Raw genomic sequence first — 23,797 nt, 5'->3', positions numbered from 1 at the left:
CATTGTCGTCCCCACTGCAATTGCATCTGCCTACGAGACGCCTCGCACGCGCCGATCCCGCAGCTCTTCGCTGCGAAGTGCGGAATTCTGCGGCCCGCGGAGTCTTGCCTCTGTCACCAAGGGACGAACCGGGGTTTGGCTATGGGTAGATCGGTACTGGGCATGTTGACGGCATCGCTGATCGTTGCGGGTCTCGGCAGCGCTTGTGACGCGCAGGCACAGGAAACGAAGCGCGAGGACGCGCGAGACACAGGCTACGCGGCTCCCGGCGCAGCCATGGCGATGGCCGGTACTTCGCGCCGGCAAGTGGCCGGCCGCACGCTTGAAGCGGACCTGGGCGCCGGAAGGTTCAGCTTACGCGGCGAGCGCGTGCGCCAGGGCGAAAAGCGGCGCTGCGGAGCCAGCGGCTGCGGCCAGTGGTTCCGCTCCTACAACGCCGAAGCTGCCGCCCGCATGAAGCTGACCGACTCCTTCGATCTCGGCATGCGCTTTGCAGTCGCCCGCGAACGCCGGGGAAATCCGCGCGCCGCCTTGCTGACGGGCAGGACGGGCGGCGTCAGCCAGGCGCTGTCGCTCGAATTGCATCGCGGCAACCGCATGCTTGCGGTAGGCGCCTTCGACCGGGCGGGATGGTCGCCCGGCAATATTGCCAATCTCGCCGAGCGGATGAACAATGGCGAAGGGCTCGCACGGCGCGGGATCGCGGTGGAATATTCCGCCTCCGCATCCTCCGGCGCGACGGATACGAGGATCGGTCTTGCGCTCGAACGTGCGGAAAGCCGCTTCAACAGCAATGAGACAACGGCCCTATTGCGTTTCAGGACCATGTTTTGATGAGCCGGACTGTCTTTTCCCTGCAAAATGATGTGGACAACACTCCCCCTGTCACGCTGGCGACCAATTGGGTACATAGTGGCCAGCCCGAAGCTTGGCGGACGGGTGGGGTCGGCGGTATGAAACAGCTTCTTCTGGAAATGCATGGCGACCTGAAGCGCTTTGCCCTTTCGCGGCAATGCGACCCTGACGAGATCGATGACCTGTTGCAGGATCTCTTTGTCAAGCTGACGACCGGCAAGACCGGACCGGTCGCCAATCCGCGCGCCTATCTCTACCAGATGACCAACAATTTGATCCTCGACCGTCGCCGGGGCAAGCGGCGGCAGGAACGTCGAGACGACGCCTGGGCACGGGCGAGTTTCGGCCACGAATTGCGCAATGATCCGGCTGCCTCGCCGGAGCGGACCGCGATCGACCGGCACTTGCTGGCGCAGGTCGATGCGGCAATTGCGGCCATGCCCGATCGCCGGGCGGAGATCCTCCGGCGCTTTCGCATCGATGGCCAGACACAACAGCATATTGCCACAGAACTCGGTATCAGCCTCAGCGCCGTGGAAAAGCACCTGCAGAAAGCCTATCATGTGCTCTTGGAACTGCGTGAGGAACTCGAGAACGAGCCCGGCCAAGAGGTAGTCTGAAGTGCATAAGCCGAGTTCAGGTGGCGACGGAGCTATGGAGCAGGCGCTTGCCTGGCACCTGCGCCTGCGCGACGGCGACGAAGCTGCATGGGAGGAATTCACCGCGTGGCTGGAGAGCGATCCGGCCCATAACGCCGCCTATGAAGAGGTGGCCGCGCGCGACGCCGCCCTCGACTCGATCCTCCAGGAAGCGAATTTCGCCGCTCCGGACAATATGCATCCGGCAGCCGCGAATGACGAGGGGCCGCCGCCGGCAAGCAAAGGCTGGCGCTGGCTTGCCATTGCCGCCTCGCTGGTGCTCGTCGCCATGCTGGCCGCGCAATTGCTGACCTCGGGCAGCGATCGCTATGTCGTTGCGACATCGCCCGGAGAAACGCGGACCATCGCGCTCTCTGACGGCGGCCAGATTGTCGTCAACGGCGGAAGCGAAATCGTGCTCGACCACGAGGATGCGCGCTTTGCCGAACTGGTTGCCGGCGAAGCGCATTTCACCGTGGTCCATGACGCAAGCGCCCCCTTCGTGGTGACGGTTGGGGAAGACCGGCTGGTCGATATCGGAACCGTCTTCAACGTGCTGCGCGAGGATGGCGAACTGCACGTCGCGGTCGCCGAGGGCGCGGTACGCTATGAAGGTGGCAGGAATGTCGAGCTTGATGCCGGGGAAGCGATGCGGCTGGGTGCCGACGGCAATATCCAGGTCTCCACCCTCCCGGTCGAAGCCATTGGCGGCTGGGTGGACGGAATGCTCGTCTACGATGCGACGCCGATCGGCGAACTTGCCGCGGATATCGAGCGGTCCACGGGTATCGCCATCGCGCTCGACCCGGAGCTTGAGGGACGCAGCTTCTCGGGCGTCATCCAGACAACGGGCGATGACGCCGCGCTGCGGGGCCGGTTGCAGGATCTGTTGGGCGTCACCGTCGATAGCGATGAAACGGGTTGGACATTGCGGCCCTGACGATGCGCGCACTCGCCTTCGCTGCGACCGGAATAGCATGCGTCGCCTTCGCCCAACCCGCCTCCGCACAGGAGCGGATTGCCTTCGAGATTCCAGCAGGAAGGCTCGACATCGCGCTTGTTCGCTTTGCGCGACAGGCAGGCATGTCGGTCGATGTCAGCGATCCGGCGCTGCAGCGGGCGCGCACGCGGGGACTGAGCGGGCGCCATACGCGGAGCGAAGGCTTGCGGCTGCTGCTGCGCGGGACGGGCTATGATTTCCGCATCGGCGCGCAGTCGGTCATCACCCTGACAGCCCGTCCGGCACCGGCGCCCGCCCCGGCACCAGCTCCTCGCCCGGCGGAACCTCCCCCGCCCGCTCCGCCACCTCCAGTGTCGATTGTCGTCACCGCCAGCAAGCAGAAGGCCTTGCTGGAGGATTATCCCGGCACCATCCATATGGCGCAGTTCGATGCCGCCGACGGGCTGCGCTTCGGCGGAGGCGGATCGGGCATACTGCTGCGCGAATTGCCCAATCTTACTTCCACCGACCTGGGGGAGGGCCGCAACAAGATCTTTATCCGTGGTGTGGCGGACAGCAGTTTCAACGGACAGACGCAGGCGACAATCAGCCAGTATTTCGGCGAGAGCCGGCTCAATTACAGCGGCCCCGATCCTGACCTGATGCTCTATGATGTCGAGCGGTTTGAGGTCCTCGAGGGCCCGCAGGGCACGCTCTACGGTGCGGGATCGCTCGGCGGCGTAATCCGCATCGCACCGCGTTCGCCGCAACCGGGCGAGACCTCGCTTGCGGGAGTAGCGGCGGGCACGCTCACGCAGGATGAGCCCGGCGCAGAACTGGCACTGGTGGGAAACCTTCCCGTTGGTAGTACAGGGGCCGCACGCCTCGTCGCCTATCGCGCATATCGGCCGGGTTATATCGACGATCCGGAGCGCGGGCTTGCCGATATCAACAGCACGGATATCGTCGGCCTGCGCGCCAGCCTGAGCCTCGAGCCGCACGACACGCTCGATCTCGAGTTCGGTGCACTGATGCAGGATCTCAGCAGCGAGGACGGGCAATATACCGATAGCGGCACCGATGCCCTCACCCGCCATTCGGCGATCGGCCAGCCTTTCGACAGCAATTACTTCCTCGTCTGGGCCACCGCGCGCGCGCAGTTCGACTTCGCGGAGCTGGTATCGACCACTTCGGCCGCACAGCAGGCCATCGATACCGTTTTCGATGCAACGCCGGCCAGCAGTGCGGAGCCGCTTGCCTATGTCGAGGATCGCAATGTCGCGCTCTTCGCTCATGAAACGCGCCTGGCGGGATCCTTCGGCCCGGTTTCGAGCTGGGTTGCAGGCATCGCCCTCGCGGGCAATTACGACCGCGCGGCCCGCGCTTTCGGCGCCGCAGCCGATCCGTCGGACATCTCGATCGTCCGGTCGATCACCGTCGACACGGCCCTTTTCGGGGAGGCCACGATCGGGCCATGGCATAATTTCTCGCTGACCGCAGGCGGGCGCTTTTCATGGGTGCGATCGAGCTATGAAGTCGAATTCGTCCCGGACGAACAGGAGATCGAATCGCGCCGATCCCAATCGCGCTTCCTGCCAACGGCCGCGCTGTCCTGGACGCCCCTCTCCGGCCTCATCGTCTATGCCCGTTACCGTGAGGGCTATCGCCCCGGCTCCGTCAGGGTCAGCGGAGCTGGTGAGGATGCGGCGGGCACGCTTTTCGATGCCGACGAGATGTTCACCAGCGAGGCCGGACTGCGTGTCGGCGCCCGAGAGGAGTCGCGCGTCTGGGGCGGGCTGCAATATTCCTATTCACGCTGGAACGAGGTCCAGGCCGACCTCGTCACCCCCGAAGGCTTTCCCTATGTCGCCAATCTCGGCTCGGGCTTCGTGCGCTATTCCTCGATCGACCTTGGCTGGCGGCCCTTCGATCCGCTGGTATTGGAGGCATCGGCTTTCCTGACAACCAGCCAGCTCGACCGGCCGAGCACGGCATTCGCCGGCCTCAACGAGGAAGACCTGCCGAACATCGCCGATGAGGGCTGGCGGTTTTCGGCACGGTTCGACCAGCGGCTGGGCGATGCGCAGCTCACGGTCAGCGGTTCGGTCGGCTATATCGGCCCGTCCTTCCTGGCGATCGGCGAACCCTTCGAGCTGCCGCAGGGCCGTTATCACGACACGGCGCTGGGAGCCCGCCTGGATCTGGGCGATTGGGGAATTTCGCTCGACATCGACAATGTGCTCGACGAGCGCAGCAATCGCTTCTCCTTTGGCAATCCGTTCTTCGTCGCTGAAGGAATGCAGCGCACGCCGCTGCGTCCGCGGACGATAAGGCTGGGCGTCGATGCGCAGTTCTGACGACAAGCTGCTGCTCGCCTCCATCCACGATGTCGGCCCGCGTTTCGAGCGCGAGGTCGGCGCGCTGGCGGAGCTTTTCGCGCGGCAATTGGGCGGCCCGCGATTTGCCATGCTGGTCGTGCCCGATCATTGGGGGGAGAGCCCCCTGCGGCCGGGCACGCCCTTCGCGGCGGGCCTGCGCCAATGGGCCGAGCAGGGTGTCGAGATGTTCGTGCATGGCTGGTTCCACAAGGACCTTGCGGATCATGCCGGGCTGGCGAGCTTCAAGGCCAAACACATGACCGCAGGCGAAGGCGAGTTCCTCGGCCTCTCCCGCGAGGAGGCCGCGCGCCGCATGGATGGGGGCAGGAAGCTGATAGAGGATGTTATCGGCGGCCCGGTTGCCGGTTTTATCGCCCCGGCCTGGCTCTATGGCGAAGGCGCACGGGCGGCGCTCAGAACAAGCGGCTTTACGCTCGCCGAGGACCATATGCGCGTATGGCGCCCGGCGACGGACGAAACGCTGGCCAGGGGGCCGGTGGTCACCTGGGCCAGCCGGTCGAGCGCGCGCACCGCCTCATCGCTGGCCTTCGCCGCGCTCGCACGGCACGCGCTCAATCCGCTCAGGACCGTGCGTGTCGCGGCGCATCCGGGCGATACGTCCAAGGCCTCGATCCTCGCCAGTATCGAGCGCACGCTCGGCCATTTCGCCTCCCGCCGCCGCGCGGCGCGCTATGCGGAGCTCTCTGGCTGACAAGCGCTGGCATAGTGCGGGTATCGGCTCGCCGCGGCGTCCACAGGACATGCGCATTGCCATACCGATCCACGCATTCGAACCCGGCGGCGTCGAGCGCGTAGGCCTGCGGCTGGCGGAACGCTGGCAGGAGGAAGGGCACGATGTCGCGGTCGTGCTCGGCCGCGACCGCGGGACCTGCCGTGAGGATCGGCCCGCGCTCGATTACCGGACATTTCGCGAGCCCATCCCGACCGCCGGCTGGGAAACCATCTGGATGATGCTGTGCCTGCTGCGCTTCCTGATGCGCGAGCGGCCCGATGTCATCTTCTGCCCCGGACTCACCTATACAGCGCCCTGCGTCGTTGCGCGCCTGCTGCTCGGGCAGTGCTGCCCGCCGGTGGTGGTGAAGGTGAGCAACGATCTCGACCGGCCCGACATGTCAGGACCGCTGGCCGCGCCCTATCGCGCTTGGCTCTCACTACAGGGCCGCCTACTCGACCATTTCGTGGCGATCGGTGCGCCAATGCGCGAGCCCGTCGCCAGCGCCCTGCAGATCAAGGCTGACAGGGTGAGCGTGATCCCGGACCCGGCACTGTCGCAAGCCGAATGCGCTGGCCTGGCAAAGCTCGCCGGGCGCAAGGCGAATGACCGCGCCGGGCGCAGCTTCCTCGCGGTGGGCAGGCTGGTGCCGCAAAAGAACTTCGCGCTGCTGCTGCGGGCTTTTGCCGCCATGGCATCGCCGGGTGACCGGCTGGCGATCGCCGGCGAAGGCCCGTGCCGCGCGGCGCTGGAGCGCGAGGCCGGACGGCTGGGCATTGCCGCGCAATTGACCATGCCAGGACACGTTCACGACATGACGGCACTCTATCGCGATGCCGATGTGCTTGTGCTGTCCTCCGATTACGAGGGCGTTCCTGCGGTCGTGATCGAAGCGCTGGCCGCTGGCCTGCCGATCGCTGCCACCGATTGCTGTGCCAGCATGGCATGGCTGGCGGGCGATGGCGCTTTCGGCAGACTTGCTCCGCGCGGCGATGCAGCAGCGCTGGCGCGCGCCATGGTCGAAGCGAGCAAGCTCGATCCGCCGCAGGAGGACAGGCGGTGCTTCGCTGCGGATTTCACCCTCGAACGGGCCTCACAACATTATCTCGGGCTGTTCGCAGAAGCATGCGAAGCGCAGGCGCCGGAGAAATCCGGTGAGCAAGTGCGGGAACCGCGCGGTGGCGGCGTCTGTCAAGGCAATCACCACCACAAGGCGTGAGAATGACAGAACAAATGCTCCTGCCGGTCAGCGGCGACACCATCCCCCTCCTGCCGCAAGACCGGCCCCGCACCTTCAGCTGGACCCGCGCTCTCACCATCCTCCTGTCGCTGCTGGTCGTCGCGGCAGCGCTCTCGCAGATCAGTACGCTTGATGCAGCCAGCATCCTGGATCTTGTCCCGTCCTCGCCGTCCTTCTGGGTGCTGTTCGCTCTCGGCTTCATGGCCGGGCCGCTCAGCGAATGGTATATCTTCAACCGGCTGTGGGGCGTGGGCCGCCCTGCCCTTGGCGCGCTAACCCGCAAGCTCGTCTACAACGAATTGCTGCTCGGCTATCTTGGCGAGGCGTGGTTCTATGCCTGGGCGCGCAAGAACAGCCAGGTAGAGGCGGCGCCCTTCGGTGCAGTGAAGGACGTGGCAGTGCTTTCCGCCATGGCGGGCAATGTGATGACGCTGGTGCTGATCGCGCTCGCCATCCCCTTCCTCGACCTGCTGCCGCTGGGTGAGCATGGCGCACAGATCGGCTGGTCGCTCGCTTTCGTTGTCGCCAGTTCGCTTGCGGTGATGGTCTGGCGCAAGGCGCTGTTCTCGCTCCCTGCATCGGAGCTGCGCATGGTCTTCGCCGTCCATGTCGCCCGTATCCTCGCCACGACGCTCATCTCTGCGATGCTATGGAATATGGTGCTGCCCGAAACGCCGATCGGCTGGTGGCTGGTACTCGCCGCAATCCGGCTGCTGATCTCGCGCCTGCCCTTCGTGCCCAACAAGGATGTGGTCTTTGCCGGCGTCGCCGTGCTGGCGGCGGGCGCGCATCTCGAGATCGCCGGGCTGGTGGCGATGATGGCGGGGCTGATCCTTGCCGCCAACCTGATTGTTGGCCTCGGCTTCTCGCTCATCGACCTGCTCACCGGAGAACGCAGCGATGCGCCTGCTCGCTAGCCTCGCCCTGCTGCCCGTGCTGGCGCAGGCGAGCATCCCTTCGACGCCGGACCTCGGCCAGGCCGAAGGCCGGTGCCGCACCAATGAGCAGGGTCCGGCTTTCCTCGTGGATGTGGTCGGGCTGCGCGATCGGCAAGGTAAGCTCAAGCTGGAAGTCTATCCCGCCAATGACGATGATTTCCTGGCCGACGACAATATCCTCATTTCGGCTGGCAAGACCTTCCGCCGCATCGAAGTCGCGGTGCCGGCGGCTGCCCAGCCCCAGCTCTGTGTCAGGGTGCCGCAGGCGGGGCGCTACTCGGTGGTGCTGCTGCATGATCGCAATTCCAATCGGCGCTTCAACTGGCGGAACGACGGGATCGGCTTTGCGGGCAATCCCCGGCTCGGGATCAGCCAGCCGGCAGCGCAAGAAGCGAGCGCGGTCGCCGGGGCCGGGCGCACGGAAATCAGGATCGTCGTGAATTACCTGCGCGGCCTCAGGATGCGGCCGCTGGAGGACTGAACAGCCTATGCGCATTGTCGATGTCTGTGGTTTCTATACGCCCGAGGGCGGCGGCATTCGCACCTATGTGGAGCAGAAGCTGCGGGTCGCCGAAAAGCTGGGGCAGGATATCACCCTGCTCGCCCCGGGCGCAGCGGATCGCACGGTGGAGATTTCCGGATCCGCCCGGATTGTCACGCTCGCTTCCCCGCACTTCCCGCTCGACCGGAAATATTTCTCCTTTGCCGATCAGGCGGCGGTACATGCCGCGCTCGACCGCCTGCAGCCGGATCTGATCGAGGCTTCCTCTCCATGGAATAGCGCGAATTACGTTGCGGCCTATCCGCAGCCGGTCCCGCGTGCGCTGGTGATGCATTCCGAACCGCTGTCGGCCCATGTCTATCGCTGGTTCGAGGGGATCGCGCAGCCCGCCTCGGTCGATCGCGTCTTCGACTGGTTCTGGGAGCGCTTGCGCCGTTACGGCAGGAGCTTCGACGCCGTGATCGCGGCCAATTCCAGCCTTGCGCAGCGCCTGTCGGATGGCGGCGTGGCCAATGTCGTGACCATGCCCATGGGCGTCGAGCCCGGCCTGTTCTCACCCGCGCTTCGCAGCGAGTCCCTGCGCGAGCGCTTGCTGGGCCTTTGCCAGCTTGGGCCAGAAGCGACCCTGCTGGTCAGCGCCGGGCGCCTTGCCACCGAAAAGCGCGTACCCATGCTGGTCGAGGCGGCGACGATTGCGGGAGCACACCGCCCGATCGGCCTCGTCATTTTCGGAGAGGGGCGCGCGCATCGAAAGATCATGCGCGCCATCGCGGGAAACCCGCATATCCGCCTTCTCCGCCCGGTGCGCGATCGCAAGCAGTTCGCCGCGATCCTGGCCAGCGCCGATGCCTTGCTGCATGGCTGCGAGGCCGAGACATTCGGAATGATCGCCGCAGAGGCGCATGCCAGCGGCCTTCCGCTGATCGCGCCCAATCTTGGCGGGGCGAGCGATTTCGTCCGCCATAACCCGGCGCTCGGCTTCACGCCCACCAACATGGCAGATATCGTGCGGGCGATCCTCCAGCTTCCCGATGGCGGATTGCGGGCGGCGGCCAGTCCCCCACCCCGCAACATGGAGGAGCACTTCCGCGATCTCTTCCGGCTCTATTCGGGGCTCGTTCCCCAAAAGAGCGCGGCGGCTGCCTGATCGGAGGCGGAGCAATGCTCCTCGCCCGGATCGATCGATATGTGCTCGGCTCATCGCTGGGCACGCTGGGCAGCGTGATCGGCATTATCATGTCGCTGATGGTGCTCGAGCATATCCCGCGGCTGATCGAGATCACCCGCCTTTCCGGCCAGCGCGGATACATCGTCTGGCAGACCGTTCTCGGCCTGCTGCCCGAATATGCCGGGATCGGCATGCTGGTGGGACTTTACCTCGCCATTGCCTTGTCGGTCCGCAAGCTCGCAATGCGCGGCGAACTGGCTGTGATCGAGGCGACCGGCATCGGCCCCCGACGCTGGATGCGCATGCCTGTCCTGCTCAGCGTTCTGGTCGCGGCCTTCGTCCTCGCCAACCAGGGGTGGATGCAGCCGGAGGGTGAGCGCAGGATCGATGAAATCGGCCAGCGCATGGCGAATGGCGACTTCGGCATCAACCTGGCCCCGCGAAGGTTCCACGATCTCGGCGACGGGATGATGGTGTATTTCGATAGCGTCGACCCGGACTCCGCCACGCTGGGCGGCCTGATGATCGTCGACGATGAACGCACCTACAATGCCTCAAGCGGCAAGCTGGGATTTGCCCCGGACGGCAGGAGCTTTGTCCGGCTGATCGATGGGCAGTCGATCGGCAAGGCCGACGGGACGGTATTGAGCTTCGCGATGCTGGCCTTCGAATCCCGCCCCGAAGGCATCCGTATGGAATCCGGACACGCCGAGGACAATCCCTTGCGCAGCCGAAGCCTTGATGAGTTGCTGCGCTCGCCCGATCCTGACCACCGGGCGGCAGCCTTCGCGCGCATGCTGTGGGTCGTCCTGGTGCTGCTGACGCCCTTGCTGGCCTTCGCGCTGGGGCGCCCTCCCATGCGATCTTCAAGCCCGATCGGCTTCGCGCTGGGACTTTGCCTGCTTGTGGCCTTTATCAAGTCCCTCTCGCTCATCGAAACGCGCATATGGCTCACGCCGATGGCCGATGCGCTTGCCTTGGGAATGTGCTGGACCGCCCTCGTGATGGCCCTGATCCTCTGGCAGAACCGGAGCGGCTTCGGCGCGGTGGATCGGGCGATCCTGTCCGGGTTCAAGCGAATCCGGCGAGGCATCGTGCTCGCAAGGCCGCCAGCCGCAGCGAGGCACAGCTGCGCGTGACGCATCGTCATTGCCGGCAAGGCTTGCGGTGGAAACTGGTGGAAAACTGGATGCCCCGTGAGGATTCGAACCTCAATTGACGGAGTCAGAGTCCGTAGTCTTACCATTAGACGACGGGGCAACAGAGGGCGCGCGTCTATAACGCGGCTTGGATTCGGTCAAGACCCGCAGATTGGAAAGCTGCGCGGCGGCGCGATTTTGTCAGGTTTTCGCGGGCCAGAGGCGCGTGCGGCAGATGAAGGCGACGCAGCCTTTCACTTCCAGCGCGCCACCCGCAGCAGGGCGCACTTCGGTGCGATAGGTTCCGCCATCTTCCGGGTTGTAGACCTCGCCCCTCCATGCGCCATCATCCCAGCGCAGGTCCTGCAGCAGGGTGATGCCGAGGATCGGGCGCTCGCGCAGGGCGGGATTATCATTGTGGCGGTCGCGATTGCTCTCACCCGGCTTGTTGCGGATGATCCGGGTGATCTTGCCGCAACGCACCGATCCGCAGCGCTCAACCGTGATCTCCACATAGCCGCCCGAGTCGACATAGGTCCCGTCGATGGAGCTTTGCGCGGATGCGGGCGCGGCCAGCGCCAGTGCCGCGGCGGCGGATGCGAAGATCAGACGTCCCATGCCGCCCATAACGCATGACGCGGCTGAACGGGTCCTGATCACGCCGAACAACTCGCCCCGCCCAGCACGCAAAAGCGCGCGCAATGCGGGTGGTTGAGTGGCACCTCGCGCGCGGCCTCCGCCAAAGTCTCGCCCAGATCGAAGCCCGCATCGTAGGGCAGCAAAGTGCAGGCGACGACGCGGGCGCGCCCTTCCCCCTTGCGGTGGACGACCATCCGGCTGGTGGCGCACATCACGTCCGAAGGCGACTTGCCAAGGATGGACCAGCAGGCGGTGGTGATCTCGGGCACGTCGGCGCTCTCGTCCATCTCCGGGAAGAGCACCAGCCGCGCGGGATCGGCGGCGTCAATGGCGATACCCTCGCGCACGAATAGCTCGGCATAGGCGGCGCGCGCCGCGCCCATGTCCTCACCCGCCAGCGAGCGTCCGGCGGCGGCGATGGAGAAGCCATGGGTGGAGAGCCATTGCAGGCCATCGATCATCGGGGCCCAGCTATTCGGCCCGCGCTCGCCTTCATGCACCGCCTGTGTGTGGTGGTCGATGGAGACGCGCAGGGTAAGCCGATCCCCGAACCGCTCGCGCAGGGCCAGCAGCGCCGCCTCATGCCGCCGCATGGGCTTCATCGCATTGGTCAGCACCAGCACCTCATGTCCGCGGTCCAACGCGTCCTCCAGCATCCGCAAGAAGGCCGGGTTCATGAAAGGCTCGCCGCCGGTGAAGCCGATCTCGCGCACATGCTGGCCGGACGCGGCAATCTCGTCATAGAAGCTCGCCGCGTCCTCGGCGCTCAGATAGACCAGCGCATCATTGGTGGGCGAGCTTTCGATATAGCAGCTGGCGCAGGCGAGATTGCAGAGCGTGCCGGTGTTGAGCCACAGCGTTTCGAGGTGATCCAGCGCCACCGATGCGCGCGGAGAGCCATCCGCCGTCACCGCCGGATCGGCAAACTTCTCGCGCTTCAGAGGCACCTTGTCCGGAATCGCGAAAGGCGATGGTCCCGTGGGCACGTTGCGGCTCTTCACGCGGCTCGCCATCAGAACAGTTTCCTCAGTTTCGAGACGAACCGCGCATAGCTCTTGGGCAGCGAACCGAAGACGGTCGGCTCCCATGTCTTGAAGGCCAGCGCCTTGGTGATTTCCGAACGGGTGGGATAGGCGATCACCGCACCACCAAGCGCGAAACTGCTGCTCTTGCCCGTGATCGCCTGCGTCAGCGGCAGCAACAACTCGCCCGCATTATGGCCGACAATGCTGGCGCCAATGACCTTCTTGCCCTTCATTACCAGCTTCATGTGGCCCGCAATCTCGCCTTCCGAGACAGCGCGGTCATTGTGGTCGAAATCCTCGCGCACCACCGTCACAGCCTCGCCATGCTTCTCCCGCGCCTCGGCCTCGGTCATGCCGATCTGGGCGACTTCGGGATCGGTATAGGTGCACCAGGGCAGCGCCTTCCAGTCCACCTTGGTCGGCAGGCCGGTGGCGATTTCGAGCACGACGTTGGAGCCTTCATAGCCCGAGACATGGGTGAGGCGCGGCCCCTCTCGGCAATCGCCGATGGCGTAGATGTTCTTGATGGACGTCCGGCGGCGCGCATCGACCTTGATGCCGTTGCGGCCCAGTTCGATACCCAGCTCCTCCAGCCCATACCCGGAAGTGCGCGCCTTGCGGCCGACGGCGACGAGCAGGTGCGAGCCGGTGAGCGTTTCCCCGCCATCAGTGGTGACGGTGATGGTGCCGGAGCTGCCTGCAACCTTGGCCGCCTTGCCATCGACAAAGCGCACGCCTTCGCGCTCCATCTGTGCCTGCACGACGGCGACCGAGTCCGGATCGTCTCGCCCCATCAGCGGGCCGGGATTGATGATGGTCACTTCGCTGCCGAGGCGGCGGAAGCTCTGACCCATTTCCATGCCGATCACGCCGCCACCGATGATGACAAGGTGCCTCGGCTGTTCGGTCAGCTCGAACAGGTTCTCATTGGTGAGATAAGGGACGCTATCGATCCCCTCGATCGGCGGCACGAAAGGCTCGGAGCCGGTGGCGATGACGATGCGTGGTGCGGTCAGCTTGCGACCCGCAACCTCCACCGTGTGCCGGTCCCGCAAGGTGGCATGGTCACGCAGCACCTCACAGCCCATCTCCTCGAAACGCTCCTGTGAATCATGCGGGGCGATGGCGGCGATGGCTGCGTGGATGTGGCCATGCACGCCCATCCAGTCGACCTGCGGCGCGGCCAGTTGCACGCCCAGCCGCTTCTCCTCGCGCGCTTCGGCGGCTCGGCGCGCGGAAGCGATCAGCGCCTTCGATGGAACGCAGCCATTATTGAGGCATTCGCCCCCCATCGCGCCCTTCTCGATCAGCGCGACCTTGAGGCCGAACAGCGCGCAGCCGCCCGCGGCGGTCAATCCCGCAGCACCGCCGCCGATCACGATCACGTCATGCGAATATTCCATTGGTCCCCACGGTAACCGAAAAGCGCTGCCAAGCGACAATATTCCTGTCTATGATCAAGCCATTCGACCCGAAGGGACAGGTAGTTTCATGAATCTCCAGAATTCGCAGGACTATTATGGAAAGGTGCTGGGAGGCAGTACGGACCTTCGGACCGATGCCTGCTGCACGCTCGAAATGCCTGCGCCCGCTATTCTCGATGCGTTGAAGAACGTCCATCCGGAAGTGAAGGCCCGTTATTACGGCTGCGGCCTGGTAGTCCCGCAGGCGATCGAGGGGTGCAATGTGCTCGATCTCGGATCGGGTAGCGGGCAGGACGCGTATTTGCTGGCGCAGCTGGTCGGCGCGAAGGGCTCGGTCACCGGCGTCGATGCCACGCCCGAACAGCTCGCGGTGGCGAACGAACATCTCGACTGGCATGCGGAACGTTTCGGATATCGCAATGTCCGCTTCGTGGAAGGCGATATCGAGAAGCTGGACGAACTGGGGCTGGAGCCGGAGAGCTTCGACGTCATCGTCTCCAATTGCGTGATCAACCTCGTCGCCGACAAGGAAGCGGTCTTCCGCGCCGCGCACCGCGTGCTGAAGCCGGGCGGGGAGCTCTATTTCTCCGACGTCTATGCTGATCGCCGCGTGCCAAAGCACTTGCTGGAAGACCCGGTGCTGCACGGCGAATGCCTGTCCGGCGCGCTCTATTGGGGCGATTTCGACATGCTGGCCAAGCGCGCCGGTTTCGCCGATCCGCGCCTCGTCACCGACCGGGTGCTGGGCATCAACGATGCGGAAGTGGCGAAGAAGCTGGAAGGGATCGCCTTCGTTTCCGCCACCTACCGCCTGTTCAAGCTCGCCGGGCTGGAACCGCAATGCGAGGATTACGGCCAGGCTGTGATCTACAAGGGCACGGTGCCGGGTGAGGAGCAGATGTTCCACCTCGATGACCACCACGCGATCGAACGCGGGCGTATCTTCCCGGTGTGCGGGAACAGCTGGCTGATGCTGGCAGAAACTCGGCTGGCCGAGCATTTCGAATTCATCGGCAATTTCGACACGCATTTCGGCGTCTTCCCCGGTTGCGGCACCGCCGTTCCTTTCGGCCAGAGCGATGCTAATCCGGCCAAGAGCGAAGCGGCGCCCTGTTGTTGAGGGATTTGGGCTGTTGAGGATTCTGGTCACAGGTGCCGCCGGGCTGATCGGCGGCGAGGTTTGCGCACGGCTGGCGGCGCGGGGACATGACATCACCGCCATGGTCCGCCGAACGAAAGAGGTGCGCGGCAATGATGGGGCCGATGTGCCCGTCGCCAGCGTGGTTTCGGGCGACGTCACCCTGCCCTTGATGGAGCTAGACCCCGCCAGGCATGCGCTAGACCTCGTTGTGCACTGCGCAGCCTCGCTTCAGTTCGACGCGCCGGAGGAGGAGCTGGAGCGCGACAATGTGCAGGGGACCGCCAACGCGCTTGCCTTTGCCAAGGCTTGCGGAGCGAAGTTCGCGCACGTCTCCACCGCCTATGTTTGCGGCCTTCGCCAAGGGGTTATCGAGGAAGGGCCGGTCCCTGAAGGCACCCAATTCGCCAACAATTACGAGGCGAGCAAGGCCCGCGCCGAGGCCTTGGTGGCGGCAAGCGGCGTGCCCTTCGCGATCGCCCGCCCCTCGATTACTTTGGGCCATTCAGAGACCGGCGCGATCCGCGATTTTCCCTCGCTTTGCAATGTCTTCCGCCTGATGGCGCGCGGCAAGATCACGACCTTCCCCGCCGACCCAAACTCCACGCTCGACCTCGTTCCCATCGACCATGTCGCAGAAGGAATTGCCCGCATTTCCGAGAGGATGGATGAGGCCCAGGGCGGCTATTTCCACCTCGTCGCGGCAACGCCCACACCCTCCGCCGAGCTGGCCCACGGCGTCGCCCGCGTGCCCCATTTCCCCGATCCGCAAATAGTAGCTCCCGCCGATTTCGATCTCGCCAGCCTCTCGCCGATGGAAGCACGCGTGGCCGGGCGGATGCTCGCCACTTTCGGAAGCTATTTCACCCGCAGTCCCCGGTTCGATGACCGCAAACTGCGCGCACTGACCGGGCTCACCTGCCCACCCACGGATAGCGAATGGATGGACCGGCTAATCGCCTATGGCATGGCGGCGGGATACCTCCCTGCGCCGCCGGTCAGCGCACGTCCGGATAGTGACGCTCGAGCCGCTCCCGCACACCCATAGCCCAGAGGAAACCGACTTTCAGATAGGTCCAGTTGGCCTTCAGCGCGCCCCATTCGGCGATGCGGCGGTCGCTGGTTTCGATCATGCGCGGCACCAGTTTCACGCGGCCTAGCTCCACCAGTTTGGCGCACAAATCCACTTCCTCCATCACCTTGGCGGAAGGATCGCAACCGCCGACATCGAGGAACTGGTGACGGCGGAAGAACATGCCGTGGTCGCCGAACAGGAGCCGCGCCCCCCTCAAGAATAGCAGCGGCCGGAAGAGCAGCGGGGCGTACCAGGTCTTCGCCCAGTTATGCGCCGTGGTGCCCCAACGCGTCTTCTCCGACCCCTTGATCACCGGCGTGAAACTGGCGAGCGCGATGCGCGGATCGGAGAGCGTCTGGACGATCACCTGCATCGCATCGGCAGGCGGATAGGTATCGGCATGGAGCACCAGCACCGCTTCCCCGCGCGCCGCTTCGACCCCGGTGTTGATCTGAAGCCCGCGCCCCCGCGCGCTGTTCACGACGCGCCAGCCATAGCTCTCCGCCAAGCCCACCGAACCATCCTCGCTCCCGCCATCGACGCACAGCACCTCGAACGGCGCGGGATCGAGCCGTCCCAGCACCTCGGCCAGCTGCGGGAGCGCCTTCTCCTCATTCAGCATCGGGATGACGATGGAAATGCGCATCAGGGCAGCAATTCGGGCCAGCGGGCGAGGTCGGCCGGGCGGTCGCAATCCTCCAGTTCGTCGATCATCGCCGGTTCGACGCCAGCTTGCGACAGGCGCTGCAAGGTCTCGGCCAGAACCGCGTCGGTCCCCCAGGGCATATCGGTAAACAGGAAAGGCAGCCGGCGATTGAAGCCGAGCAGGTAATATCCGCCATCGCTTGCCGGGCCGATCACCGCATCGCGCCGCTCCAGTGCGCTCGCCGCGTCGCGCAGATGGCGCGGCGCAAGGTCCGGCACGTCCGCGCCCAGCAGGATCGCCGGTCCGCCCACGCGGGTGAGCCGCGCGCCCAAGTCGCCCTCGCCCTGGTCCACCAGTGTCACGTCATCGCCGAGCCATTCGGCGAAGTCGGCACGCTCCGCCCCCGTGAACCACACGTCGAAAGCAAGCCCGCTCGCGCGGATGGTGGCGATGGTCCGCTCCACCAGCAGGCGATGGACATGCGCCGCGCCGCTCGGCCCCAGCGCTGGGATCAGCCGCGTCTTGGCCTTGCCGGGATGCGGATATTTCGCAAACAGCGCGACGACGGGTTCCGGAATGGCGGCCATCTGCTTCCCCTAGCCTCTCGACGCGGCTTTGGCGAACCGCCATTGTCGCGCGCCATGGCATCGCGATTCCTCAAGGCTGCGGGCTTCGCCGCGACGCTCGGCATTGTCGGGGCGATCGCGCTTGCCGAACGCCGCCGCCCGCTGAGGAAACAGACGCGCGATCCGCTTCCGCGCACCATCCGCAATGCCGCGATGGGGGCGGGCTGCCAGGCGATGATCATGGTGAGCGAAGCCCCGGCGACGCAGGCCATCGCACGGCGCAATGAGAGCGAGCAGCGCGGATTGCAGCACGCGCTGGGAGGCGGGATCATCGGCAAGCTCGCCGCTTTCCTCGCCATGGATTACGGCTTCTATCTCTGGCACATCGCCACGCACAAGGTGCCTTTCCTGTGGCGCTTCCACCGCGTCCACCATGTCGATCCGGACATGGACATGAGCACGGCGGTGAGGTTCCATTTCCTCGACATGTTGATCTCCCTGCCATGGCGGCTGGTGCAGGTGCGCGTGTCCGGCGTCGATCCGAAGATGCTCAAGGCGTGGCAGGGCTTCTTCGTGCTTTCGGTGCTGTTCCACCATTCGAACACGCGCTTGCCAAAGGGCTTGGACGAGAAACTCTCCCGCGTGATCACCACGCCGAAGATGCACGGCATCCACCATTCGCAGGACTTGTCCGAAATGGACAGCAACTGGAGCAGCGGCATCGCCATCTGGGATCACCTCCACGGCACTTATCGCGACGATGTGGCGCAGGAGGATATCGCCATCGGGGTCGACGATGCGCTGGCCGAACGCGATGTCGAGCTCGTCCCCGCCCTGCTCGCCCCGGCGCGCACTGGCGGCGCCCGGTCGGAGGCATAAGGCCGCTCTCCTTGCGGGAGCGCTACCCATGCGCTAGCCTGCACTCAGGTTCCGCTCGTGTGGCGGGTTTTGAGAAGTAGTGAGTTTTACAAATTATGGCGGACATGTCTCCGCCGGACGGCCGCAAGGTAAAGGCCGGTGATCGACAGGGACGAAGCAAGGACCGTCCCGACAGGCAACCGGCCAAGGCGCGCCAGAATTCCGGCAACAGGGCCAGCAAGCGCCCGGATTCCGATAAATCCCGCAGCAAGGGCACGATGCGCGACGCCACCAGCTGGCGCCGCCCGCCGCATCACAATTATCGCCAGGCCTATGCCGCGATCGACCTCGGCACCAATAATTGCCGCCTGCTGATCGCCAAACCGTCCGACGAGAACTTCGTGGTGATCGATGCCTTTTCGCGCGTCGTGCGGCTGGGCGAAGGACTGGCACAGACCAATCGCCTGTCGGACAAGGCGATGGACCGCGCGGTGGGCGCGCTGCGCATTTGCGCGGACAAGCTGAGGAAGCGCAATGTCCACCTCGCCCGATCGGTCGCCACCGAAGCCTGCCGCCGGGCGGATAATGGCGGGGAATTCATCGAGCGGGTGCGCAAGGAGACCGGCATCGTGCTCGACATCATCAGCGCGCAGGAAGAAGCGCGGCTGGCGGTGCTGGGCTGCCATATCCTGCTGGAGGACGGCATCGGCCCGGCGGTGATCTTCGATATCGGCGGCGGCTCGACCGAGCTGGTGCTGATCGAACCCGGCGCGCCCGTGCCCCGCATCCTCGACTGGCAGAGCGTGCCCTGGGGCGTGGTCTCCCTGTCCGAGACGGTGGGACCGGAGGAAGGCGACCAGGAAGCACGCCTCGCCCGCTATGCCGAGATGAAGCGGCTGGTGCGCGAGAGCTTTGCCGAATTCGCCAAACGGATCGACGCCCACCGCTCGCCCGACCTGCGCCTGCTGGGCACCAGCGGCACGGTGACGACGCTCGCCAGCCTGCATCTCGAACTGCCGCAATATGATCGCAAGGCGGTGGACGGGCTGATCGTGCCCGCCACATCGATGCGGGATATCTCGCAGGAATTGTCCGCGCTTTCTCCGCAGGAACGGCGGCAGTTGAATTGCATCGGCAACGAACGCGCGGACCTGGTGGTGGCGGGCTGCGCCATTCTCGAAGCGATCCTCGACATCTGGCCCGCGCCGCGACTGGGCGTGGCCGATCGCGGCATTCGCGAGGGGATCCTGCGATCGATGATGACCGCCGATGCCGAAGGCGCGCAGGCGCAGGCCGCTTTGCGCGACCAGAAGGGCAAGGGACAGGGCTGATGGCACGAGCAGGCAAGGATGCGGACCGTCGGTTGAAGACGGCGAAGAAGCGCAAGGCAAGCTCGCAGCGCTGGCTGGAGCGGCAGCTCAACGATCCTTACGTGAAGCAGGCCAAGGCCGATGGCTATCGTAGCCGTGCGGCCTTCAAACTGATCGAACTCGACGACAAGTTCGGTCTCGTGAAAGGCGCGCAACGCGTGGTCGACCTGGGCATTGCGCCGGGCGGCTGGAGCCAGGTCGTACGCAAGCGCGCGCCGAAGGCGGGCGTGGTCGGTATCGACCTGCTTGAGACCGAACCGATCGAGGGCGTCACCATCTTCCAGATGGACTTCATGGACGATGCTGCCCCGCAGAAGCTGGAAGAGGCGCTGGACGGCCCGCCCGACCTGGTGTTGTCGGACATGGCCGCCAACACGGTGGGCCACAAGCAGACCGACCATTTGCGCACCATGGCACTGGTGGAAGCGGGCGCGTGGTTCGCGGTGGAGACGCTGGCGGAAGGCGGGGCTTTCGTTGCCAAGGTGCTGGCCGGCGGGACGGACAAGGACCTGCTCGACCTGCTCAAGAAGCACTTCAAGACCGTCAAGCATGCCAAGCCGCCCGCCAGCCGCAAGGGCAGCTCCGAATGGTATGTCGTGGCGCAGGGCTTCAAGGGACGCGCCGAGGACGACTGACCGGGACGCCACAAATGAAAAGGGCCGGGATTGCTCCCGGCCCATTTCCTCTCGAACCTAAAGCTGTCGAGCGATCAGGCTGCCGCCTCGAGTTCGGCTTCCGCGCCTTCCTCGGCAGCGTCTTCGGCCACGGCTTCACCCTCTTCGGCACCTGCTGCGTCACCTTCTTCCGCAGCGGGCTCTTCCACCGGGGGTTCGGGAAGCGCGGGACCGCCGCCATTCTCCATCAGGTAGAGCATGACATTGGCGCGTTCCTGCGGATCGGACAGGCCGGCAAAGCTCATCTTCGTGCCATTGGCGAAGGCACGCGGGCTGGAGAGCCAGGCGTCCATGTTCTCGTAAGTCCATTCACCGCCATGATCGGCCAGCGCGCTGGAATAGTCGAAGCCGGCAACATGCTGGCCGACAGGCTGGCCCAGCACACCGAAGAGATTCGGGCCGATGCCGTTGGCGCCGCCCTGATCGATCGTGTGGCAGGCCACGCACTTGGCGAAGGAATTGCCGCCCGCAGCCGCATCGCCGCCAGCAAGCAGGGTTGCCAGTGCCGGACCCTGGTCCGCACCGCCTGCATCGGCAGCTTCGATCACATAGCCGGGTTGTTCGGGCATTTCCGCATCGGGCATGATCAGGTTCATCGCAAAGCGCATCATCAGCGCAACGACGCCTGCGAAAAGAAGCCAGCCGAAAATGGTATTGAGACGGTCAGTCATGGACGATTCATCTGCACGGTTGAGCCAAGGTTGTGGGGCGCTCTAGTGGGGCATGGCGTCCGGCGCAAGTGCCGATAGTGGCTTGTTTGCCCTGAGCAGTGGCGATAGGCGGCTTTGCACCATGCACAGCTTTCCCGCTCCCGCCCTCGCGCTCGTCGAAAAAATGCGCGCCGCCGCCGCTGCAGAGCCCGAGCGCGCCGTTGCGTTTCAGGGAGCGCCTGGCGCCAATTCGCACCGCGCGGCGATGGAATATGCGCCCGATGGCCTGCCGCTGCCCTGCTTCAGTTTCGAGGATGCGCTGGAGGCGGTGAAGAGCGGCCAGGCCGGCTGCGCGATCATCCCGATCGAGAATTCCCAGCATGGCCGCGTGGCCGATATCCACTTCCTGCTGCCCGAAAGCGGCCTTGCCATCGTGGGCGAGCATTTCCTCGAGATCCGCCATGCGCTGATGGGCCTTCCGCTCGACACGGTCACGCTGGAGAGCGTCAAGGCCGCGCACAGCCATCCGCAAGCGCTGGGCCAGTCGCGCCACTATCTGCGAGAGCGCGGCATCACCCCGCTCGCCTATGCCGATACGGCCGCCGCTGCAGCCCATGTGATAGAAGAGGGCGATCCGACCGAGGCGGCGATCGCGCCGCTGATGGCCGCGGACCTCTATGGCCTCAAGGTTATCGAGGACCGGGTGGAGGATGCGCATGACAACACCACCCGCTTCGTGGTGCTGGCGCGCGAGGCGCTCGATCCCGCATCGCTGGCAGGCGAGCAGGCGATGACCACCTTCGTCTTCGAAGTGAACAACGTGCCCGCCGCGCTCTACAAGGCGCTGGGCTGCTTCGCCACGAACGGCGTCAACATGACCAAGCTGGAAAGCTACCAGAAGGGCGCCAGCTTCGCCGCAACCATGTTCTATTGCGACATCGTGGGCGCGCCGGGCGATCCGGCAGTGGACCGCGCGCTGGAGGAACTCGCCTTCCACGCCAAGGAAGTACGCATGCTGGGCACTTACCGCTCGGCACGGATGCGGGGCTGAGGCCTATGTCTGGCGAGCGGCTTCCCCCGGATGCCTTTCGCCTGATCGAGGACGACCTGACCGCCCCCGAAGTCGTCGCCCTGCTGCAACAGCATCTGGACGAGATGCACCAGTTCTCGCCGCCAGAGATGGTCCACGCCATGCCGGTCGAGCGGCTGCGCCAGACCGATGTCACCTTCTATTCCGCATGGCATGACGGCCAGCTGGCCGCCGTCGGCGCGATCCGCCATATCGATGACCAGCGCGGCGAGCTCAAATCCATGCGAGCGAGCGACCTCTTTCGCGGGCGCGGCGCGGGCGAAGCAGTGCTGTTGCAGCTGATGGCGGAAGCGCGGCGGCGCGGATATCGCTGGCTGGGGCTGGAGACGGGAAGAACCGAACCGTTCCATCCCGCCCTCGGCCTCTACCGCAAGCACGGCTTTTCCGAATGCGCGCCTTTCGGCGACTACCTGCCCGGCGATTTCAGCATCTGCCTGTCGCGCAATCTCGACTGATCAGGCCATTTCCATCGGCTGCGCGGCGCAATAGCCGGCAATGAAATCGGCGTGCTTGGGCAGGCGCGAGGCTGCCGTGCGACACTCGTCCGCGATCCGGCGCACGGCCTGCGCCGCATATGCCGGGTCAGCCCTGTCGGCGAGCGCATGGACCCCGCCCGGCAGGCAGCGCTGGCCGATCAGCATGGAGGACCAGCTGCCGAGCTGGAACAGATGCCCGCCCGAAATGTCGAGGATGCCGCGCGCCCGCCACACGTCGAGCACATGGGCGAGGCTGTCGGGGATCGCCATATTGCGCGTGTAGCGCCAGAACTCGGAATCCTCGCGTTCCGACAAATGGTAATGCGCCACGATGAAGTCGCGCACGTCGAGCCATTCCTGCTCGGTGCGGCGATTGAAAGCCTCCGCCAGCGCCGGGTCCATTGCCCGCGTGGGGAAATAGTCGACCAGCCGTTCGAGCGCGGACTGCACGAAATGGATCGAGGTGGATTCGAGCGGTTCGAGGAAGCCGCTGGAAAGACCGAGCCCGACGACGTTCTTCACCCATGCGCGCTTGCGCCGCCCGGTCCGGAACTTGATCAGCCGCGGCGTATCGAGCGCTTCGCCCTCTATCGTTGCCAGCAGCCGTTCTTCCGCCTCGCTTTCGGATGAAAAGGCGCTGGCGAAGACATGGCCATTGCCGGTGCGGTGCTGCAGCGGGATACGCCACTGCCAGCCAACGGAATGCGCGATGCCCTGCGTATAGGGCCGGATATCGCCGTCGGGCCGCTTGCTTGGGACCGCCAGAGCGCGGTCGGAGGGGATGTAGCGGCTCCAGTCGTCCCACTCCTCCTCCAGCGCGCCGCCCAGCAGCAGGCTGCGGAAACCCGAGCAATCGATGAACAGGTCGGCCTCCAGCCGCCGCCCATCTTCCAGCACCACGGCGGAGACGAACCCGCTTTCGCCGTCGCGTTCGACATCGGTGATGCGCCCTTCGTGACGCACCGCGCCGCGTTCCTCGGCTACCGAGCGCAGGTGCCGGGCATAGAGATGCGCATCGAAGTGATAGGCATGGGTATAGCGGTTGGGCAGCTGGTCCTTCGGCCGTCCGGCGGGCGCGAAGCGGTTTTCGCGCGCGGCGGCCTGGGCAACGTAAAGCTCCTGGAATTGCGGGTAGGGCCTGCCATCCTGAGCTGCCGCCAGTCGTCCCAGCAGCCACCAGTGATGCAGCTTCACCAGCGCATCGATCTCGCGCCCCACCGCGCCGAACTGGTGGAGATAGCGGTCGCCCTTACGGCCCCAATTGTGGAACTCGATCCCCAGTTTGAAGGTGCCTTGCGTCGCCGCCATGAAGGCAGCCTCGTCCAGCTTCACGAAGTGGTTGAACTTCTGCATCGGCGGGATCGTCGCCTCGCCTACGCCGACAATGCCGATCGCTTCGCTTTCGACCAGCTCCACCGAGATATCCTTCGACAGCGTGGTCGCCAGCATGGTCGCAGCCATCCAGCCGGACGAGCCTCCGCCCACCACCAGCACCCTGCGCAGGCTCTGGTCGCTGGGCGGTTGCGGAAGGTGTTCACCGGGATCGAATTGCGTCATGTTGACATATTGGGCCGTTGGCTCGCGCGGCGCAATGATCGGCCGTAATTTGCCAGACTCGCAAGTCTTAACACGAAG

The 23,797-nt window shown here is 65.3% G+C and carries 24 protein-coding genes and 1 tRNA gene; 17 read left to right on the top strand and 8 right to left on the bottom strand.

The annotated features are described in order from the left end of the window. The first annotated feature begins 141 nt into the window (after positions 1-141). The 10 genes from E5222_RS01145 (at position 142) to E5222_RS01095 (ending at position 10,531) form a co-directional block, all read left to right on the top strand. Entirely contained in the window at positions 142-834 is a 693-nt protein-coding gene (locus tag E5222_RS01145; protein WP_136691726.1) for a hypothetical protein, read from the top strand. Between the two features lie 119 nt (positions 835-953). Beyond that, the gene (locus E5222_RS01140; RefSeq protein WP_169053441.1) at positions 954-1,475 is read left to right on the top strand and encodes an RNA polymerase sigma factor; all 522 of its coding nucleotides are present in this window, start codon (positions 954-956) and stop codon (positions 1,473-1,475) included. Between the two features lie 34 nt (positions 1,476-1,509). Then, positions 1,510-2,433, top strand: a complete 924-nt coding sequence (locus E5222_RS01135) for a FecR family protein (RefSeq protein WP_136691722.1) — start codon at positions 1,510-1,512, stop codon at positions 2,431-2,433. A gap of 2 nt (positions 2,434-2,435) precedes the next feature. Then, positions 2,436-4,790 (top strand): TonB-dependent receptor, encoded by a 2,355-nt coding sequence (locus tag E5222_RS01125; protein WP_169053440.1) that lies wholly within the window; start codon positions 2,436-2,438, stop codon positions 4,788-4,790. Next, a complete protein-coding gene (locus tag E5222_RS01120; protein ID WP_136691718.1) occupies positions 4,777-5,523 on the top strand; it encodes a DUF2334 domain-containing protein in 747 nt (248 codons plus the stop codon). Before E5222_RS01125 ends, E5222_RS01120 begins: the two co-directional genes overlap by 14 nt. Before the next feature lie 49 nt (positions 5,524-5,572). Next, positions 5,573-6,763, top strand: coding sequence for a glycosyltransferase (locus tag E5222_RS01115; RefSeq protein ID WP_169053439.1), 1,191 nt, complete (start codon positions 5,573-5,575; stop codon positions 6,761-6,763). Between the two features lie 2 nt (positions 6,764-6,765). After that, entirely contained in the window at positions 6,766-7,701 is a 936-nt protein-coding gene (locus E5222_RS01110) for a hypothetical protein (protein WP_246021495.1), read from the top strand. Continuing rightward, the gene (locus tag E5222_RS01105; protein ID WP_136691714.1) at positions 7,685-8,203 is read left to right on the top strand and encodes a DUF2141 domain-containing protein; all 519 of its coding nucleotides are present in this window, start codon (positions 7,685-7,687) and stop codon (positions 8,201-8,203) included. The genes E5222_RS01110 and E5222_RS01105 overlap by 17 nt, the downstream gene beginning before the upstream one ends. A gap of 7 nt (positions 8,204-8,210) precedes the next feature. After that, the gene (locus E5222_RS01100) at positions 8,211-9,371 is read left to right on the top strand and encodes a glycosyltransferase (protein WP_136691712.1); all 1,161 of its coding nucleotides are present in this window, start codon (positions 8,211-8,213) and stop codon (positions 9,369-9,371) included. Between the two features lie 14 nt (positions 9,372-9,385). After that, the gene (locus E5222_RS01095; protein ID WP_136691710.1) at positions 9,386-10,531 is read left to right on the top strand and encodes an LptF/LptG family permease; all 1,146 of its coding nucleotides are present in this window, start codon (positions 9,386-9,388) and stop codon (positions 10,529-10,531) included. Positions 10,532-10,578: 47 nt separating this feature from the next. Here the strand turns inward: E5222_RS01095 and E5222_RS01090 are convergent. The 4 genes from E5222_RS01090 to E5222_RS01075 all read right to left on the bottom strand — a co-directional run bounded on the left by E5222_RS01090 (position 10,579) and on the right by E5222_RS01075 (position 13,598). Next, positions 10,579-10,652: transfer RNA gene (locus E5222_RS01090), tRNA-Gln, on the bottom strand. A gap of 80 nt (positions 10,653-10,732) precedes the next feature. Beyond that, positions 10,733-11,149 carry a DUF2147 domain-containing protein gene (locus E5222_RS01085; protein ID WP_169053438.1) on the bottom strand — a complete coding sequence of 139 codons (417 nt, stop codon included), beginning with the start codon at positions 11,147-11,149 and terminating at the stop codon, positions 10,733-10,735. Positions 11,150-11,187: 38 nt separating this feature from the next. Continuing rightward, positions 11,188-12,183, bottom strand: coding sequence for a radical SAM protein (locus E5222_RS01080; protein ID WP_136691706.1), 996 nt, complete (start codon positions 12,181-12,183; stop codon positions 11,188-11,190). Beyond that, a complete protein-coding gene (locus tag E5222_RS01075; RefSeq protein ID WP_136691704.1) occupies positions 12,183-13,598 on the bottom strand; it encodes a dihydrolipoyl dehydrogenase family protein in 1,416 nt (471 codons plus the stop codon). Before E5222_RS01075 ends, E5222_RS01080 begins: the two co-directional genes overlap by 1 nt. 88 nt (positions 13,599-13,686) lie before the next feature. Between E5222_RS01075 and E5222_RS01070 the strand changes: the two genes are divergently transcribed. Together E5222_RS01070 and E5222_RS01065 are read left to right on the top strand one after the other, a co-directional pair. Continuing rightward, positions 13,687-14,739, top strand: a complete 1,053-nt coding sequence (locus tag E5222_RS01070) for a methyltransferase domain-containing protein (RefSeq protein WP_136691702.1) — start codon at positions 13,687-13,689, stop codon at positions 14,737-14,739. 13 nt (positions 14,740-14,752) lie between these two features. Further along, on the top strand, positions 14,753-15,805 hold the full coding sequence (locus E5222_RS01065) for an SDR family oxidoreductase (protein WP_246021494.1): 1,053 nt from the start codon (positions 14,753-14,755) through the stop codon (positions 15,803-15,805). Here the strand turns inward: E5222_RS01065 and E5222_RS01060 are convergent. Together E5222_RS01060 and E5222_RS01055 are read right to left on the bottom strand one after the other, a co-directional pair. Then, on the bottom strand, positions 15,756-16,478 hold the full coding sequence (locus E5222_RS01060) for a glycosyltransferase (protein WP_136691700.1): 723 nt from the start codon (positions 16,476-16,478) through the stop codon (positions 15,756-15,758). The genes E5222_RS01065 and E5222_RS01060 overlap by 50 nt on opposite strands. Further along, complete coding sequence (locus E5222_RS01055) at positions 16,478-17,065, bottom strand: TIGR04282 family arsenosugar biosynthesis glycosyltransferase (RefSeq protein WP_246021493.1); 588 nt, start codon at positions 17,063-17,065, stop codon at positions 16,478-16,480. The genes E5222_RS01060 and E5222_RS01055 overlap by 1 nt, the downstream gene beginning before the upstream one ends. Before the next feature lie 54 nt (positions 17,066-17,119). On the opposite strand from E5222_RS01055, the gene E5222_RS01050 reads away from it, so the two are divergent. The 3 genes from E5222_RS01050 to E5222_RS01040 all read left to right on the top strand — a co-directional run bounded on the left by E5222_RS01050 (position 17,120) and on the right by E5222_RS01040 (position 19,907). After that, a complete protein-coding gene (locus E5222_RS01050) occupies positions 17,120-17,923 on the top strand; it encodes a sterol desaturase family protein (protein ID WP_136691698.1) in 804 nt (267 codons plus the stop codon). Positions 17,924-18,018: 95 nt separating this feature from the next. Continuing rightward, complete coding sequence (locus tag E5222_RS01045) at positions 18,019-19,233, top strand: Ppx/GppA phosphatase family protein (protein ID WP_136691696.1); 1,215 nt, start codon at positions 18,019-18,021, stop codon at positions 19,231-19,233. Beyond that, positions 19,233-19,907 carry an RlmE family RNA methyltransferase gene (locus tag E5222_RS01040; RefSeq protein ID WP_136691694.1) on the top strand — a complete coding sequence of 225 codons (675 nt, stop codon included), beginning with the start codon at positions 19,233-19,235 and terminating at the stop codon, positions 19,905-19,907. The genes E5222_RS01045 and E5222_RS01040 overlap by 1 nt, the downstream gene beginning before the upstream one ends. Before the next feature lie 74 nt (positions 19,908-19,981). On the opposite strand, the gene E5222_RS01035 is transcribed toward E5222_RS01040, so the two are convergent. Continuing rightward, positions 19,982-20,617, bottom strand: a complete 636-nt coding sequence (locus E5222_RS01035) for a c-type cytochrome (protein WP_136691692.1) — start codon at positions 20,615-20,617, stop codon at positions 19,982-19,984. Between the two features lie 121 nt (positions 20,618-20,738). Here E5222_RS01035 and E5222_RS01030 point away from each other — a divergent pair, with 121 nt between their 5' ends. Next, positions 20,739-21,647, top strand: a complete 909-nt coding sequence (locus tag E5222_RS01030; protein ID WP_136691690.1) for a prephenate dehydratase — start codon at positions 20,739-20,741, stop codon at positions 21,645-21,647. 5 nt (positions 21,648-21,652) lie between these two features. Beyond that, the gene (locus tag E5222_RS01025) at positions 21,653-22,141 is read left to right on the top strand and encodes a GNAT family N-acetyltransferase (protein ID WP_136691688.1); all 489 of its coding nucleotides are present in this window, start codon (positions 21,653-21,655) and stop codon (positions 22,139-22,141) included. On the opposite strand, the gene E5222_RS01020 is transcribed toward E5222_RS01025, so the two are convergent. Continuing rightward, positions 22,142-23,719 (bottom strand): tryptophan halogenase family protein, encoded by a 1,578-nt coding sequence (locus tag E5222_RS01020; RefSeq protein WP_136691686.1) that lies wholly within the window; start codon positions 23,717-23,719, stop codon positions 22,142-22,144. It lies immediately after the preceding gene. Positions 23,720-23,797: the final 78 nt, after the last annotated feature.

The sequence above is a fragment of the Alteraurantiacibacter aquimixticola genome, assembly GCF_004965515.1.
GTDB lineage: Bacteria > Pseudomonadota > Alphaproteobacteria > Sphingomonadales > Sphingomonadaceae > Alteraurantiacibacter > Alteraurantiacibacter aquimixticola.
This window is presented reverse-complemented; position numbering and strand designations above follow the sequence as displayed.